The 15,359-nt window shown below is 41.6% G+C and carries 13 protein-coding genes and 1 other RNA gene; 3 read left to right on the plus strand and 11 right to left on the minus strand.

Annotation, left to right across the window (positions count from 1 at the left end; all coding sequences use genetic code 11):
* Window positions 1-6: 6 nt before the first annotated feature.
* From dndC to ssrA, 8 genes are all read right to left on the minus strand, one after another.
* Window positions 7-1,638, minus strand: a complete 1,632-nt coding sequence (dndC, locus tag EES38_RS14425) for a DNA phosphorothioation system sulfurtransferase DndC (protein WP_124937918.1) — start codon at window positions 1,636-1,638, stop codon at window positions 7-9.
* Complete coding sequence (dndB, locus tag EES38_RS14430; RefSeq protein WP_124937919.1) at window positions 1,638-2,714, minus strand: DNA sulfur modification protein DndB; 1,077 nt, start codon at window positions 2,712-2,714, stop codon at window positions 1,638-1,640. The genes dndC and dndB overlap by 1 nt, the downstream gene beginning before the upstream one ends.
* Before the next feature lie 189 nt (window positions 2,715-2,903).
* Window positions 2,904-4,928, minus strand: coding sequence for a DNA phosphorothioation-associated putative methyltransferase (locus tag EES38_RS14435; RefSeq protein WP_124937920.1), 2,025 nt, complete (start codon window positions 4,926-4,928; stop codon window positions 2,904-2,906).
* Between the two features lie 26 nt (window positions 4,929-4,954).
* The gene (locus tag EES38_RS14440; RefSeq protein WP_124937921.1) at window positions 4,955-5,497 is read right to left on the minus strand and encodes a hypothetical protein; all 543 of its coding nucleotides are present in this window, start codon (window positions 5,495-5,497) and stop codon (window positions 4,955-4,957) included.
* A gap of 223 nt (window positions 5,498-5,720) precedes the next feature.
* Window positions 5,721-7,601 (minus strand): bifunctional glutathionylspermidine amidase/synthase, encoded by a 1,881-nt coding sequence (gene gss, locus EES38_RS14445; protein WP_124937922.1) that lies wholly within the window; start codon window positions 7,599-7,601, stop codon window positions 5,721-5,723.
* A gap of 302 nt (window positions 7,602-7,903) precedes the next feature.
* Window positions 7,904-8,386, minus strand: coding sequence for a helix-turn-helix transcriptional regulator (locus EES38_RS14450; RefSeq protein ID WP_124937923.1), 483 nt, complete (start codon window positions 8,384-8,386; stop codon window positions 7,904-7,906).
* Window positions 8,371-9,732 carry a type II toxin-antitoxin system HipA family toxin gene (locus EES38_RS14455; protein ID WP_166434281.1) on the minus strand — a complete coding sequence of 454 codons (1,362 nt, stop codon included), beginning with the start codon at window positions 9,730-9,732 and terminating at the stop codon, window positions 8,371-8,373. Before EES38_RS14455 ends, EES38_RS14450 begins: the two co-directional genes overlap by 16 nt.
* A 397-nt stretch (window positions 9,733-10,129) precedes the next feature.
* Window positions 10,130-10,495: a transfer-messenger RNA gene (ssrA, locus tag EES38_RS14465) on the minus strand.
* A gap of 172 nt (window positions 10,496-10,667) precedes the next feature.
* On the opposite strand from ssrA, the gene EES38_RS14470 reads away from it, so the two are divergent.
* The gene (locus tag EES38_RS14470) at window positions 10,668-11,645 is read left to right on the plus strand and encodes an ion channel (RefSeq protein WP_124937925.1); all 978 of its coding nucleotides are present in this window, start codon (window positions 10,668-10,670) and stop codon (window positions 11,643-11,645) included.
* A 64-nt stretch (window positions 11,646-11,709) separates the two neighbouring features.
* Here EES38_RS14470 and smpB read toward each other — a convergent pair whose 3' ends face one another.
* Window positions 11,710-12,189, minus strand: coding sequence for an SsrA-binding protein SmpB (smpB, locus tag EES38_RS14475; RefSeq protein ID WP_124937926.1), 480 nt, complete (start codon window positions 12,187-12,189; stop codon window positions 11,710-11,712).
* A 115-nt stretch (window positions 12,190-12,304) separates the two neighbouring features.
* Here smpB and EES38_RS14480 point away from each other — a divergent pair, with 115 nt between their 5' ends.
* A complete protein-coding gene (locus tag EES38_RS14480) occupies window positions 12,305-12,754 on the plus strand; it encodes an SRPBCC family protein (RefSeq protein ID WP_124937927.1) in 450 nt (149 codons plus the stop codon).
* Window positions 12,738-13,055, plus strand: a complete 318-nt coding sequence (locus tag EES38_RS14485; RefSeq protein WP_124937928.1) for an RnfH family protein — start codon at window positions 12,738-12,740, stop codon at window positions 13,053-13,055. Before EES38_RS14480 ends, EES38_RS14485 begins: the two co-directional genes overlap by 17 nt.
* Before the next feature lie 51 nt (window positions 13,056-13,106).
* Here the strand turns inward: EES38_RS14485 and bamE are convergent, their stop codons facing one another.
* On the minus strand, window positions 13,107-13,466 hold the full coding sequence (bamE, locus tag EES38_RS14490) for an outer membrane protein assembly factor BamE (RefSeq protein ID WP_124937929.1): 360 nt from the start codon (window positions 13,464-13,466) through the stop codon (window positions 13,107-13,109).
* A gap of 143 nt (window positions 13,467-13,609) precedes the next feature.
* Window positions 13,610-15,274 carry a DNA repair protein RecN gene (recN, locus tag EES38_RS14495; protein WP_124937930.1) on the minus strand — a complete coding sequence of 555 codons (1,665 nt, stop codon included), beginning with the start codon at window positions 15,272-15,274 and terminating at the stop codon, window positions 13,610-13,612.
* Between the last annotated feature and the right edge of the window lie 85 nt (window positions 15,275-15,359).

Below are 15,359 nucleotides of genomic sequence, written 5' to 3' on the forward strand. Positions count from 1 at the left end.
TAAAACCTAAAATTCTTTTTTGAGCGCATTTTCAATCTCTTCTAACTCAGCGTTATAGCGATTGATTTCTTGTTGGTGTATGTCATAGTCTGCACGGCTCTGAAGCGATGCATGTTTGTCTTTGATTGATTCTAGACTACCCCAATCTCGTTTTAGCAGAGAAGCAACTTTGTCATTGATACCACTACGACGACTAAGTCCTTCCATTGAAATTTCCAGTTCAATCAATTTCATGATCATTTCTGGTTCAACGTCAAAATCTCTGCTTAGTTCGTGTAGAAGCTGCGCATCGTCTTTACCAAAACTGGCGCTGTCGTCGTACACCCAGTCTAGGTCAAAACCATAAACATCTTTAAAGAGAGTTGGCAACGAGTCATCCCAATCTGGTTCGTTTGGATCGTGAATCCACTCTTGGCGAATAGCATGTAATTCCGGAGCTGTAATTAACTCAATTTCTCGTTGTTCATCTTTAAAACGTTTGTCTAACTCTAAAAGCTCTTTAAGCCATTGTCTGCGGTATTTTAGCCAATAAGGGCCCGGAACGTGTTTACGCTCAGTCGCTATATCTTCGCCTTCTTTCGCATATTGGTAGGTTACTTTACCTGTGCGGCGTTTATAGTTACGAAATTCGTCTTTATTAGCGGGATCCGTTGTAAATGAGAGTTTATTGCGAAACTCAAGTAACGGAGCCATCCATTCTTCACCATTGGCAATCAAGCTTTCCATTGCTCGGTCTTTGGTTACAACAGTACACGTCCAACAACCAAAGCGCGAATTACCACAAGATGGGGTCGTTTCATCAATCACCATTGGGCATTCGCCTTGGCCTGAAGAATCTTTATAGAGATTCCATAGCGTCAGGTTTTTACCACCCCATGGGTTTTCCCATTCAAGATCGTAGTTATCTTGCCAAATATTTTTAGTACCGTATGGCGTCTCTTTGGTTTCTAAATGACATAGGCGAAGAATTTTCCAAACATCATCTACAGCCCAGGTATCGATCGGGGTAAAGATAAACGCATTGGCTAAAGTAGTATGGCGAGCCAGACGAGAGCCATCAATTTTATGTTTCGCAATGACTTGCGCACGAGATGCACTCTCTTGGCTACGAGAACCCAGTACAACAATCACTTCATCGTATTTCGATACTTTGGATTTTATAAAATCACTGACTGGATCAATCTTCATACGTTCAGTACACCAACGGAATGAGCGAGTTGGTGCAGGGTAGCCTTTACCCAGAAGGTTTACCCAAAAAGTATCGTTACTTTTCGGCACGACCTTATGAGTAGTAATTGGAAGCCCATCTCGTTTAGCGCCTCGTTCAATTGCGTTAAGAGAATCTTTAATATGATTTACTACAACAGGTGTTTCAACGAGTGTGTCTGAAGAAACCACGAAAACAGGTTTATGGCGTTGCTCTTTTGGTAAGCCCAATAACGCCATATAAACAAGTGACATTACAGCAGATGAATCTTTACCACCGCTGTAACCTATTACCCACGGGCGTTTGTCGGCACAATAGACGCGTTGGACATCTGCAATGAAGTAGTTAAGTTTCTGACCTGCAAAATCTTCTTGGTTTATAAATTCTTCGTACTCTTCTAGGTCTTCCGCCAATAGGAGTTTTTCTATCATTACAGTTGCTTCTCTAGTGCTTTTTCATCAGGAGTTAGGGCTAAACCTAACTTCAATTTTAATGCGTTTGTGGTCAATTGAATGTTGGTCGTTGATTTAGAAATCCGACCATGATTCATAGTGCGTTTAATCCATTCAGGATTAGCCTTTCGCCAATCGACGGATTGTAACGTTTTTAGACGAGATACCCAATCATTTGGGTGTTCGCTGAGTAATTGTTTTCCTAGTAAGCCAAGGGCTTGTAATCCAACCCCATGAGCATGGATAAATTCTTGTCTTAGTTGTGCTGGAGATACTTGTTTGTTTAGCATCATTTGCCAATCGGGAATATGCTTGGTTACTTCTTGCCAGTACTTGATGGCGATATCGCGCTCGTTATCATTAAAGCCATCTTTTAGCCCTTTACCAAACAGTGCTTTTGTTGCTTGCTTGATTGAACTTAACGTGAATAATTTATTGGATTTAGGGCTAACATTGGACTTTTCCATTTCAGTAAAACCAATAAATGGCGTAACTTCCATTGCTAGATAACGTGCCAGTTCAGAACTGTCATCTCGATGATCGTATAAGGTTCCCAATGATGTACTTGGTTTAACAGCATATTTGTTTAAATCGGCAAACATTTGCTGGCTACGTTGTAATCCTTCATCAACAAAGAATAAAACAGGTAGGTTATCTTGGCCTAAATCAGGGTTCTCTTTTAGAGCTTCCTCAATTGCTTTACGGCGGTGTTGTCCATCATTAATCAGGATTTGAGCATCCATTGGTACTTTCAAGATACCAAGGTTTGGTGCATTACTATTGTCTTCAAAGGTGATATCCGTTCCGACAGAAACAGTTAAAGCAGAAAACACGTAATCTTTCGGATTTTCTAACAGGTATTTCACCATATCCGGAATTCGTGTTTTATTTAGAGTCCTTTGTGCCCTTAACTCTGGCGGCACATCATCTTCGTTATAACTAAAGATCTTAGGAATAATACGTAGAGGACAAGTCGCTATATAAAATGGGCGGCCAGCTTGAATTCCTCTAACAGCAGGGAATGAGTAACAATAACCAGAATCGTTAGTTTGCATGTCAAAAACCTTGGTATGTTATTTTTTTTAAATGGTATGTTATTTTTGACAAAATTTTAAGGATTATAACGAAAAAGACCTATTTTTTACGTTATAAAGGTGACTAGGATAACACTCAATCATACATTTATCATACTTTTTATCTGATTCTGAATCAGGATTACAACGACTATTATTCTTGATAGGTAGTTAATGTTCTTTCATTAAGCGGAATCCAGATACAGATGTCTCTTGTTTTTCTAAAAGCACGTCATACTCCATCCGTGAATAAATCAGTTCTTCATGAGTGGATTCTTCAAACAGCTTCGCTATGCGTTTATCAAAACTGACTTGCTTCTTATAGTTAACCTCATCTTCTGCCATGTAGATGTGCTTGTTCAATAACGGTGGACGTTTGTTCTCATCCACATAATCAAAGAAATCAATATCCTGATCAGCCATTTTTATTTTGATGCGTTCGACTAAAAATGGGACGGACTTTTCAAAGTCATCATAAGCGGTGAGGGTGAGTTTGCCTGAGGTAATATGAATCTTCACTAAATCTATACTGTCATCAATTTCACCATACATTTGCAGTGCTGCGCCGACATAAGTTCTCAGTAGTAAAGGTAATTCGTCGATATGTTTTTTCTGTAAGATCAGAGAATGGCCATTGTTAAGTAAACTGGCCGGTAAGGACTGATGGGCTTTAATGCATTGTTGTTCAATGAGTGCAATATCTGCAATAGCAAACAGCAATTCAGTCGCTAGGTTAATTGCGGTTTTGTATTCCCCAAAGAGTGCTTTGATATCTCGTTTTAACGATTCGGGCTGCTGTGTATAGGGTTTCCGTTTTTCAAAAAGCCCCATGGCAAAGTAAAGGAGTAAATCTTCTTTGCGTTGTTTTTCAGCTTGTTCAAATTCTTTTGTATCAAACATCTCACTGAGCAAGCTAAAGACTTTTTTATGGGAACCGATTAGTTCCCTGAGCTGGCCTGACTCAGCAAATTCATCATTAGCTGGAAGTCTGCCTAACTCCAAGCACGTTTTCCAAAACGCATCGAACAGAGCTTGATGTTGGGTTATAAGCAGTTTGGCTTTATCTTTAGAATCTACAGGTTCTGGTGAAGTAAGTTGTTTCCATTGGTGATGCCGTTTGTATTTTCCCTGTAAGTAGATTTGTTCTTCGAGCTTGTCTTTAAAGACAAAGAAAATGCCAGGGGCTACAGGTATCGCTTCTTCTTGTAAGCTGCGTTCAATGTACGCTTTAATTTCTGACTGCACATAGTATTTTTGAAAGGTATTACGTGAAGTGATTACCCCATCTTTATAAGGCTTAAATTGGGCAATATAAGATTCATTAGCCAACATTACAGAAACGACTAAACATGTCTGAGCCAGTTCCCAAGCACCGAGTAGGGCATCTAAACGCTCGTCTTGATCTTCTATTACATTTAAAACAAACCCTAAATTAACTAAATCGGCAGAGACTTTATCACTATCAGGTCGAAAGTTAGGATCCCAGCCTAAAGCATCCAATCCATGAGCTTCCAATTCTCGGAGATCGTCACCTCGACCACACCCATAATCAAAAATGGAATGATCACCTTCCAAATAACCATGTTTTGCTAACATTTTCATGGGAGCGGATAAATCGTGACGAACGATGGCCGTTTTATGGCGATCAATGCCAATATCATCGTTATAAGTTTCAACTGCCGAGCGACGAAATAAACGGCCATCAACCAGTTCATAGCCGTTTTTAGCAATCAAATTTAACCAAGAACGTTTAAAACCGATTAATCGACTATTCTCATAAAGACCTGCATTCTCACCTTCTTGAGTAATAGTAACAAAGTGCTCGTAATAGTGACTGCTTGGCAAAATCATAGTTTCTTTGCGATGAAGAATCGGCGGATTATCGGTTTCTTCATAACGGGTGATTTTATGGGAAAGCTTAGATAAATCGACATTTAAGCTCTGTTTGAGTGCAGGGTAGGAGTCGGTATAAAAGTCAGGATAAGAAAGTAGGGACAAGCGAAATTCTTTTTTGAACAGTTTCAGTAAGTTCCATTCATTATCAGGAAGATTGACGGCTTTTGCTACGGCAGGGATAAATTTGATTAATGTTTCCGGTAGTTCCTCAAAAGCATCTCGATGAAGGTAGACCGCATCGGGGAGCTGTTTACCTAATTTTATTTGAGAAACTAAAGAAGAAAAAAGCTGCGCATCCATACGACGACTCTGTTATGACTTTGTCACTATTGTAAATCATTAAAGAGTTTGAGTGTGGCGCTTCCTGTCGCACTCTTTCCATTCACTCGTTTACCTGTCTCATTTCGATAACGGATCAAGGCATACTGCGTATTTTCGGGCCCGACACTGATGTGTATCGGCCGCTCTGTTCCATAAAAATACAACCGATCATAAGGAAGGTGATGAGTAATAAATTTAGCGATCTCGCCCATGTTGCTTTCATAACCAGAAACGTAAAAATCACATGCGGCACCGTCTCGTGTACAGATGCGGTTTCCCTTAGTATTTACTTCCATGGATGCATGTTGATCGAGACTCGGCCCCATATCTTTAGGGCTATTTCGTAGTAGATATCGGACAAGTTGTGGTGATGTAAACCCATAGCTAATCTGTACTGTTCCATACTCACGTTCTACCGGGTACAAAATATCATCACAGAGTTTTTGCAAGTTGAGATGAGAGCTTGCTGAAATAGGATTATCTCCATCGTAATCTGGATGACGACGTTTGTACCAATACTGTAATTTTTCAATCGAGATAATTGTCACTTCCGATTTTATATTGATATAAAACTTAACTTTGCTATGAGGGAACTTGTTCGTTTAAGTTGCTAAGTAAAAAATATCATAATATAGGTTAAAAAGAACAGCTTCACTCAAAAACCACCTATCTGGTGGTAAGGTAATTGAGATTGGAGCAAATAAAAAGACAAGGTATTTATGCAAAAAAGGAACTCGAACATGTCGAGTTCCTTTTTCTAAACCTGAGTTGTTAAAGCTCCCTATCCTCAACAATTCTCAGCGGTAGCACATCACTATCTGTCGTAATGATCAGAGAGTTATCAACCCGGATACAACTGCCGCCGTAGCTGCCTCCCACTGCAAAGGTGCAGACCTGAACTCTGTATCCGTCTATTTGGGGTAAGCGCCATAATTCCTGATAGATATTGTTTTGGTGGGCAAAACGTCCTTCCGTTTGAACTAGATCTTGCTCGTGTTTATCAACCAATCTGATGTTATCACCACAGCGTCCAGCAATCGGTTTCACGACATGACCATTTTTTCTTAAACTATCGGTCAGTTCATAGGCGCTTTCTAATAAGTAGCGGTGATTCGGGAACAGTTGCCAAAGCACAGGAAGAATCGCTTTATTACTCGGAATGAGTGTCCATAATGGCTCGTAGACATGCACTGTAGGGCGCAGTAATAAATCGACTAAACGAACTGGCTCATTTGGATCTCCGGTACGAATCGGTGGTGCTAGATTATCGTCTTCGCATTCATGACGAATCTGATCCAAGGCGGTTTCCCATGCCCATGTTTTCCAAACGAATGTGATGGCTTCACCGTCTTTATCGACTACCTCACCACCATCGTTCCAATGCAGTTGGTCTAGCCCTTTAATAATTTTACTGCGGATACCTGTTTTAGACATGGCTCGCTGCATGAACAGGGCATGGTAATCTTCTTCTTTATCGTCATCTTGTAAAATATGAACGGTAGCGCCAGCATCGCTATGGCGCCAAGCCTCAGTCAGGGCAGATAGCAAATCTTCACCTGCATCTTCACCTTCCACACAGCCAGCCTGAGTTGCCCATAAGCCCTGAATTAAACCAGCTTCAGTGTGGCATGACGCAGAATCTGCATTGTACTCGTAAACTTTTAAGCCTTTATGAGTGACACAAAAGTCAAAGCGACCATTGATCATCTGATGGCGCCTGGTTTGCCAAGAGCGGCGTAACCTTGGCCAGAGAACTTTGGGAATATTGAAGTGTCCCATAAGATCATCATCCCGCAGCACCGTTTCTGTCGCATGGAGATACATAAGATGCAATTCGTTAGTGGCTCTGATTAGCTCACGTTCCGCTGTCGCAGACATACGAAAATAGCGGAACTGTTCGTCTGGGTTTTTAGTTAGATAGTCACCTCCCATTGCATGAGCGTAGGTATTTAAAAGCTCATCATTATGATCGAGCCAAGGCTGTTTTAGCTGGCCATGATCAGTAATGGTTCGGCTGTTGATATCGAACAGTTTTGGTGAAGTCCAGTGTGAGGGCTCCGCGTGAGTTGTATCATCAGTTTGTATCATCCAGCCCAAGATACGGGTACTCGTTAAGTCTTCAATTATGCGGTAAGCACCATCAGGATTTTGCTCGAGAATAAGTTCTCGACACCATTGCTGTCCTGCTGGTAATTTGCAATGTTCTAGATTCTGTTCAGCGATGCGTATTTTGTCTGGATGGACTTCTGTAATGACGGCGACGTGACCTGTTACGTCAAAGTCACCAAGAGCTTCCCATATCAGTAGCGAACCCGCTTCTGGCTTCTTCTTACTAGTGTTTTTAAATGCTTGCAGTGGTAACAGCGCATCATCTTCCACTCGCCGCAAGTGGCGTAAAGAAAAGATATCGTAGGCCATAGGTACATCGGTAAAGACTAAGCCTCTGTTTAGGTATAGCCAACGTCTGGCGAATTCAACACACTGCCATTTATGGCCCATGTATTCATTGCCGATGTAGCTACGATAGTCTGTTCGCTGACGAAATTGAGATGGATCGGCAGTGTCATAATCACTAGAAAAAATGGCAACACCACCAGGGGCATGTCCCAACACGGTTCCGAATGGCTCTGGTGGGTATTGTAACTTATGCAAAACATCACTCCTTGGTTTGGAGATGAAACGCGAGAATACGCTGATAGGGGATAGTTACATCTAAGCAACTGATTGAATTATAGCGCTGATATTATGTAGGGAGAATAGGCGAGGAGAAAGTTTATTTCTAACCAAATGCATTTAGCGATTCTAAAAATAAAAAAGCTTCCCGAAGGTGGCTATTTCAAACATTTGGTGGGCTGGCTGGAGCTGAACCCACGTCCATGCATTCCTACATTATTTAAAAATGCTAGCTTGTTATAGCAATTTAATCTAAAGCAATAGCGCTGATACTGAGCATTTTACCCAGCCTCATCATCTATTAGTAGGGATTTTAACACATCGGGAGAAGACGGTAGCATTCCGACTTTTAAGCCAAATGGTTTGAATACCTTGTTGAGAATCTCTGTATTGTAGCTGCCCCGATCATTCTCTATATCTGAGAGTGTTTTTCTTGAGACATCGACAAGTCTTGCGAATACATCCTGTTTGAGTCCCAGTATATTAATGCGTAAACTTTTCAACGCTTGGCCCTGTGTTAGCTCTCCAAGCAATAAGTGTTTGATGATTTTGTTTGCCTCGGTTTTGCGTTCTGCTGCACTTACTGCTTTGGCATTTTTTGAGGTTTTCGATCTAGTCGGAGTATTAAGTTGCGATCGTTCTCTGGTCGTATGAGTTGCATTCGTCCCAGTCTTGGGCTGATGTTGATTTCGGTTTGCTCTTAGACGAGCCACCGTATCTTGTACGGACTCTTTATTGCTTGGCTTATTCATAGTAGCCCCCATTTAGTGAGCTTTTCTGATATATGATTAAGTCCAACGGCTGGCATCTCTAAGATTTGTTCTGGTACTCCTCGTAACGCCAGTCTCTGCTTTAAGTCAATGCATTTACTGGCAGTAACCTCTAACTCTTGTAATAACACTTCTTTTGGCACGAGATCAGATAAGGTGTCCGCTATTCCGACGAAGTCGTAAGTTCCGCCAACCTCTAGTGGGGCTTTCCATTTTGTTGTTCTTGGAATGCCTTCAGGATCAGCTTTCATTGGTGCGAAGTCGTAAACGGGAGCAAGCTTTATGACTCCATCACCTTTTAAGAATGAAGTGTTTCTGCCATGGTTATCACTATTACCAAACAAGATGTTGAGTAGATCTCTCTTCACCCATTCAATGACGAAAGCTTGGGTATCAAACCTAAACCCTTGGTGTTTAACCATATTGCTTTCAGTAATTTTTTCTATGAGAGTTCGGATTGTTGTTTCGTGATCAAGAGTGACCCCTGCGCTTTTGTTCAAAATGGAATACACAGATTCCATGCCAAATCTCTCGATTTGTTGATCAATAATTTGAACATCAAATCGAGGAAGCCATAAGGAAGGGGAGTTTAATCCTTCTTCCAAGCGCATACCGTCGGTGGAGATCGTTTCAACTCCCATTTCAGTTAGCTCGTGGTAGAAGTAGAACTCAGCTCTTAGAATATTACAGTCGATGGTACTTCTTGAGCCTCTAGGGTACTTTACTAAGTAATATAAGTCGCGGTTGCTATTGTCATCTTGGTATGGATCAATCCATATTTTCTCGCTGCAAGATTCATGATCGAAACCACATCGGAGGATCAATTTTGGCGCTTCACCTCCAGCCCCAGTTGCACCACCAGCGGCTGCCCCTCTTTGCTGCGCATAGTCGAGGAAATCACCTGCTCTATTTTTAACATCATCAACAGAGAAGTAGAGGTTGTCTGCTACTTCGTAGCGCTCAGGAAGAGAGTCTTTTACTCTTAAGTTACCAATAGGCGACATTGTGCCAAACTTGAGCAAAACATAGTCTTGTTCATCAGAACTAAGGTCTTCAATATCTAGGTGTTTGACCCAGTATCGTCTACTAGCGCCACTAGGCATAATATCGTCTAGAAACTTTAACCATCCAGGTTTACCCATGTCATCAAAAAAGAATGAGACAGGGTGATTTAGTGAAACAGCGTGAAAGTCATCTTTATCGTGATGTTCTAGCGCATAGTCGCTGAGGTAGTTGAGTTCAGTCACTCGGAAATTATGTTGGCTACTTTTAGGGAATGAGATGATAGCAATATCTATCCATTCACTTTTGATAAAAGCTTGTACGGTTAGCTCTTCCATCAACAACACCTCTACTTATCAATGAGTAAAACTTTACTCGTAAAGTCGTTTATTTTCAAGTAATGGGTAAATAATTACTCAATAATGTGTGGGAAGACTATTTGTGAGTAAATTGTTACTCATAGAATTTAAGTCAAATTGTTGATGAGCAGAATGGATTGTTTCAGCTATGAAAGCTGCGATAGGGAGTGGGGCGTTAATTGTTTGTCCAGTGATGCAGGTGGTTCATAATAAATAAACAGTTGTCTTAAATAAACAAAGTGAATGAGGGGATTGAGAATGGCTGCTACATGGTTAGGCCTGAAAACTCTAGACACCTTTCAGATTACTGAAATAGATATTTTTTAGTTGTTAAAGATAACAAAAAAGCCACCCGAAGGTGGCTTTTTTAAACATTTGGTGGAGCTGGCGGGAGTTGAACCCGCGTCCGAAAATGTTCCATCATTGGTACTACATGCTTAGTCGATCTTTAATTTCACTACCGCCTGCGAACCGACACGCTAACGAATAGCTAACCTGAATTATATCTTACGCTTCATCCCTCAGGTGGGGGAATCCACGCCAGCTTGTTTTGGTTTGACCATCTGAACTCCCCGTCCTACAAGCGGAGGCTAGGGCAGATGGGCTCTCAGCAGGGTATTAAGCTGCTAGTGCGTAGTTTTCGTCGTTTGCGACTATTTTTTTGCGGTTTGTTAACGAGGCCTACCGCACCTCGGCATGCACCTCAGACTTCCGCATTCCCGTCGAATCCTGGATCAGCCCCTGAGGTAGAGTATGCATGCTAACAGATTTGAGAACGGTGTCCAGTGTTCTTGAACTAACTGCTTAACTTTACGTCAGTTTGTGACTTTGATGAGAAACGATGTATTGCAGGGTTGGGATCTCCTTCTAGACTTAGTTTTACAACAATTCCTTAGTAGTGCGAAGGTATGAGAATGAGTGAGACAAAGCATTGTTGTCGTTATGTATCTCCTGGAGGCTGGCGTTGTGACCAAGAAGCCCACGATTCCGAACTATGCTATTGGCATAACCCAGATGTGGATAAAAGTGAAGATGACGTAAAGTCACAAGTTGAGGAATGGGCGAGATCGGGCAGGCCACTCGATGGATTTCAATTAGCCAGAACGAACCTGGCTGATATTAATCTTGTGAACGCAGGTTCTAAGGCTGGCTATTCTTGCCGAGATGCTGATTTCTATCGAGCCGACTTAACTCATGCCCACTGCTTCGGTCTTGATCTTAGGGGCGCATCTCTTATGAAAGCCAAGTTAGTCGATGCGAACCTCAATTGCACACAAGTCGAAGGTGCAAACTTCCTCGGCGTCGATTTTTCCAGAGCCAGATTAGAAAATGTTGGTTGGGGAAAATATTTGAAGCAGGAGAAACTGGCTCGAGAACAGTTAAAAGCAAGAAATATAACCAAAGCTCGCTCGCTTTTTCAGGAAGCTGAAGAGGTGTGCCGTAACGTCCGAAAACAGTGTGAAAAACAGGGATTGTTCGAAACTGCAGGCAGGTTTTTCAAAAAGGAAATGCGGTTAAGGCGCTATCAAATGCCTTTTTGGAGCATGAACCGAGCGATATCGAGAATGGTTGATTTATTTTGTGGGTATGGTGAAGAACCATTGAGAGTTGTTGGATTTTCGATGTTTCTTATTTTGAGCTGTGCGTGTATCTATTTCGCTCTCGATACTGTTCCTATTTCACAAGAATGGTCAAAAGATAACTTAGTGGCGTTTTATGCCATTGAGTTTTTAAACGCAATGTACTTCAGCGTCGTCACCTTTACAACGTTGGGATATGGCGATATTTCCCCTGTGGGGATAGCTCGATTTGTTGCGGCCGCAGAAGCCTTTTTAGGGAGTTTTATGATGGCGCTGTTTGTCGTTGTCTTCGTGAAAAAAATGACACGATAAATGTTCGTCAATAAAAAAGACTCGTTGCCGAGAGCGACGAGTCTTCTTGATTTCGTATCTACGTCTAACGAAGATTGCTCTTCATCACACGAGATTTCTCACGTTGCCAATCTTTCTCTTTCAGATCAGCACGTTTATCGTGAAGTTTTTTACCTTTCGCAACACCGATCTTAAGTTTGGCCCATGAACGAGACCAATACAAAGAAAGAGCAGCTAACGTCATACCATCACGATTCGTTTTACCGATTAGGTTGTCGAGTTCACGTCTTGAAAGTAGCAATTTACGCACACGCGTAGGATCCGCCACAACGTGAGTGGATGCCTGCTGTAAAGGAGTGATGGTCATTCCAGAGATAAAAGCTTCGCCTCCTTTGAGGAACACGTAACTTTCAGCGATATTCGCCTTTCCCTGACGGAGCGATTTCACTTCCCACCCTTGAAGCTCAAGCCCTGCTTCCATCTCATCTTCGATGAAATATTCGTGGCGAGCTTTTTTATTTAGCGCAATCGTGTTGCTGCCTGATTTTATTTTTTTCTTTGCCATAGTGGACTCATTATACGGATCACATTAGGTTAAGGAAATCCTTTTATTTGCGTCTTATGAGAATAAAAGTAAAATTAACTGTGCCTTATCGTTTAGGCCGGATAGAGGAGTCGATATGAAGCAGGTGAGTCGTTCAGCATTAGTGTCTTTTAGCGCTGAGCAAATGTATAACTTGGTAAATGATGTAGATAGTTATCCAGAATTTTTACCTGGCTGTTCAGGTTCAAGAGTACTTGAGTCAACGTCAGATAAAATGGTGGCATCTGTGGATGTATCGAAGGTGGGTATCAGCAAAACGTTCACGACAGCGAATGAATTGGTTCACGCCAAGGCGATTCTGATGACGTTGGTTGATGGTCCGTTTAAAACCCTAACCGGTGGTTGGTTCTTTACTGAGCTGGATGAAAAGGCTTGTAAAGTCGAACTCAAACTCGAATTTGAATTTTCTAGCAAAATGATTGAGATGGCGTTTGGTAAGATCTTTAACGAACTGACCAATAACATGGTGAATGCATTCACAAAACGAGCAAAACAGGTGTACGAAGTTAATGAGTGCAGAGTCTAATTCTATTCAGGTTGAAGTGGTTTACGCGTTACCCCATGAACAGCGTGTTATCTCTTTAGTCGTCGACGAATCAACGACGGTTGAAGAGATTATCCAACGCTCTGGGATACTGGAGATGTATCCTGAAATCGATCTGAAAAAAAATAAAGTGGGTGTGTTTAGCCGCAACGTTAAGTTGGATACAACGGTACGAGACAAAGATCGCATTGAGATCTATCGGCCGTTATTGGCAGACCCGAAAGAAATTCGGCGTAAGCGTGCTGATGAAGCGCGGGAAAAAGCAAAAGCTGAAAAACAATAAAGCTCGCAATCGCGAGCTTTAAACTATCTGCAAGAATAACGCAGTTGTAACTTAGTGGATACCTTCAAAGAAGTTCTCACCATTGTTAAAGTCACCTGCAACATTGACCAGCTTACCCGTATCGTTGAACTTAACGATAAGATTTTTCTGTACCGTTTCGCCATGTCCTGGTGTATGGCTGTAAATATAATACCAAGTATTTGGATAGCCATTCTCAACAAGCATTGGTGAGCCCAATACATATCGCACCTGATCTTTTGTCATGCCAAATTTTAATTGGTCAACTGATTGTTGCTCTACATAGTTACCCTGATTGATATCAATACGGTAAACCATTTTTTCGGCAACTGAGCAGCCACTTAGTAAAATGACTGATGCTGGTACTAGGAAAAACCACTTTTTTAACTGCATAAAGGTTACTGACAATTTAATTACTCAAGAAACTGATCTGATGATAAACAAGCTCAGAGCAGATGTAAAAACATACTGTGTCTTCTGAGCTATTATGACCATCATTTTTTCAATTTGTTTCATCAATAAGAGTAAAAAATTACTTAGGCTGCAATTAATAGCTCTTTTGCATTCGCTAATGTGGTCGCAGTAATCTCACTGCCACCCAGAAGACGTGCTAGTTCCTCTATTCTTTGCTCGGTATTCAGAGATAACATTTGTGTCTCTGTTTTACCTGCTTTGGTTTGTTTGGCGACAAATAGCTGGTTATGACCACATCCCGCAACCTGTGGTAAGTGAGTCACACACAAGACTTGAGTTGATTCACCCAGTTTACGCAGCATTTTGCCGACCACAGCTGCCGTCGGGCCGCTAATACCAACATCCACTTCATCAAAAATAAGGCTAGGCGTGTCTACTTTCTGGGCCGTTATGACCTGAATGGCCAGCGAGATTCGTGATAACTCACCACCTGATGCAACTTTGCTGATTGCCTGCAAGGGTTGTCCGGGGTTCGTTGAAACCAAAAAGTTGACTGAATCGCAACCAAGTGGAGAAGGGCGAGACTCATCGTATTCGATTTCGATAGAGAATTTCGCTTTCTCCATGCTGAGTTCATGCATACTTTGGCTGATTAGCTTGTCGAGTTCTTTAGCATAGCGACAGCGAGATTTATGTAACTTATCAGCAAGTTTTTGGAAGTCATCGAATTTCGCCAGTACCAGCGCCTCGCGTTCCTGAATTTTTTCATCAGAACAATCTAGCGTTTCAATTTGCGCGAGTAAGTCTTGATGATGTGCATAAAGTTCTTCTGGTTGAACGTAGTGCTTTCTTGCTAACGACATGACTTTTGAATAGCGTTCTTCAATGTAGGCCATTTGTTCTGGATCGACATCAATACTGTCTAAATAGTTTTGCAGTTCGCTGTTTGTTTCTTCGAGCTGAATCATCGCTTCTGCAATCATTGAAGGTAGCGATGCTAATCTTTCGTCCAACTCTGATAGCTGAATTAGATGGTGATTAACCGTTTGCATGAGGCTAATCGCATTACATTCATCATTTTCGTTGAGAAGATTAAGTGCCTGCTGGCAATGGGTTGCGAGTTCTCCACTATTGGACAAGCGCTTATGTTCTTGTTCCAATTCCGTAAATTCGTCTTCACCTAAAGCAAGTTCATTGAGCTCTTTTATTTGGTATTCAAGAAGCTGAAGTTGAGCTTGGTTCTGTTGACTATTTTCTTTTAATTGTGCCAACTCATTTTTAGCATGGCGCCATTTCTGATAAGACTCGCGTACAGATTTTAGTAATGGCAGGTGGCCTGCATATTGATCCAACATGAGCATTTGATGCTCAGTTTTCATCAGTTGTTGGTGTGCATGTTGGCCGTGGATATTAATTAATAGCTGGCCTAATGATTTTAATTGAGACAAGGGCACCGGACTACCATTGATGAACGCACGAGAGCGTCCCTCTTTGTTGATGATACGGCGCAGAATGCATTCACGACCATCCAATAGTTCGTTGTCTTCTAACCAACGCGTAGCGTTAATATTGTTATCCAGCGAAAATGCTGCACTAACATCTGTTTTCTCTTCTCCCTGGCGAACCATAGCGGCTTCAGCTCGACCGCCTAAGCAGAGGCTAAGTGCGTCAATCGCGATGGATTTACCCGCACCCGTTTCACCGGTAATTGTTGTCATTCCTTTTGACAGTTCTAACTGCAAAGATTTTACGATAGCAAAATTGTTTACACTTAAATGAGCCAGCATGAGAGTACCTGTATATTAAAACAATACTGTATAAAGGCACAGTATATACTGTTTCTTTATACAGTAAAGTGGATTTCTCTCATTT

This window comes from Vibrio viridaestus (genome assembly GCF_003856525.1).
GTDB lineage: Bacteria > Pseudomonadota > Gammaproteobacteria > Enterobacterales > Vibrionaceae > Vibrio > Vibrio viridaestus.

What these genes read in the sequence shown, in the direction of transcription:
- EES38_RS14435 (WP_124937920.1), bottom strand. Translation starts at nt 4,928, where the DNA reads ATGGATGCGCAGCTTTTTTCTTCTTTAGTTTCTCAAATAAAATTAGGT.
- EES38_RS14480 (WP_124937927.1), top strand. Translation starts at nt 12,305, where the DNA reads ATGAAGCAGGTGAGTCGTTCAGCATTAGTGTCTTTTAGCGCTGAGCAA.
- smpB (WP_124937926.1), bottom strand. Translation starts at nt 12,189, where the DNA reads ATGGCAAAGAAAAAAATAAAATCAGGCAGCAACACGATTGCGCTAAAT.
- EES38_RS14470 (WP_124937925.1), top strand. Translation starts at nt 10,668, where the DNA reads ATGAGTGAGACAAAGCATTGTTGTCGTTATGTATCTCCTGGAGGCTGG.
- bamE (WP_124937929.1), bottom strand. Translation starts at nt 13,466, where the DNA reads ATGCAGTTAAAAAAGTGGTTTTTCCTAGTACCAGCATCAGTCATTTTA.
- EES38_RS14455 (WP_166434281.1), bottom strand. Translation starts at nt 9,732, where the DNA reads ATGGAAGAGCTAACCGTACAAGCTTTTATCAAAAGTGAATGGATAGAT.
- EES38_RS14485 (WP_124937928.1), top strand. Translation starts at nt 12,738, where the DNA reads ATGAGTGCAGAGTCTAATTCTATTCAGGTTGAAGTGGTTTACGCGTTA.
- recN (WP_124937930.1), bottom strand. Translation starts at nt 15,274, where the DNA reads ATGCTGGCTCATTTAAGTGTAAACAATTTTGCTATCGTAAAATCTTTG.
- EES38_RS14450 (WP_124937923.1), bottom strand. Translation starts at nt 8,386, where the DNA reads ATGGGGGCTACTATGAATAAGCCAAGCAATAAAGAGTCCGTACAAGAT.
- dndB (WP_124937919.1), bottom strand. Translation starts at nt 2,714, where the DNA reads ATGCAAACTAACGATTCTGGTTATTGTTACTCATTCCCTGCTGTTAGA.
- dndC (WP_124937918.1), bottom strand. Translation starts at nt 1,638, where the DNA reads ATGATAGAAAAACTCCTATTGGCGGAAGACCTAGAAGAGTACGAAGAA.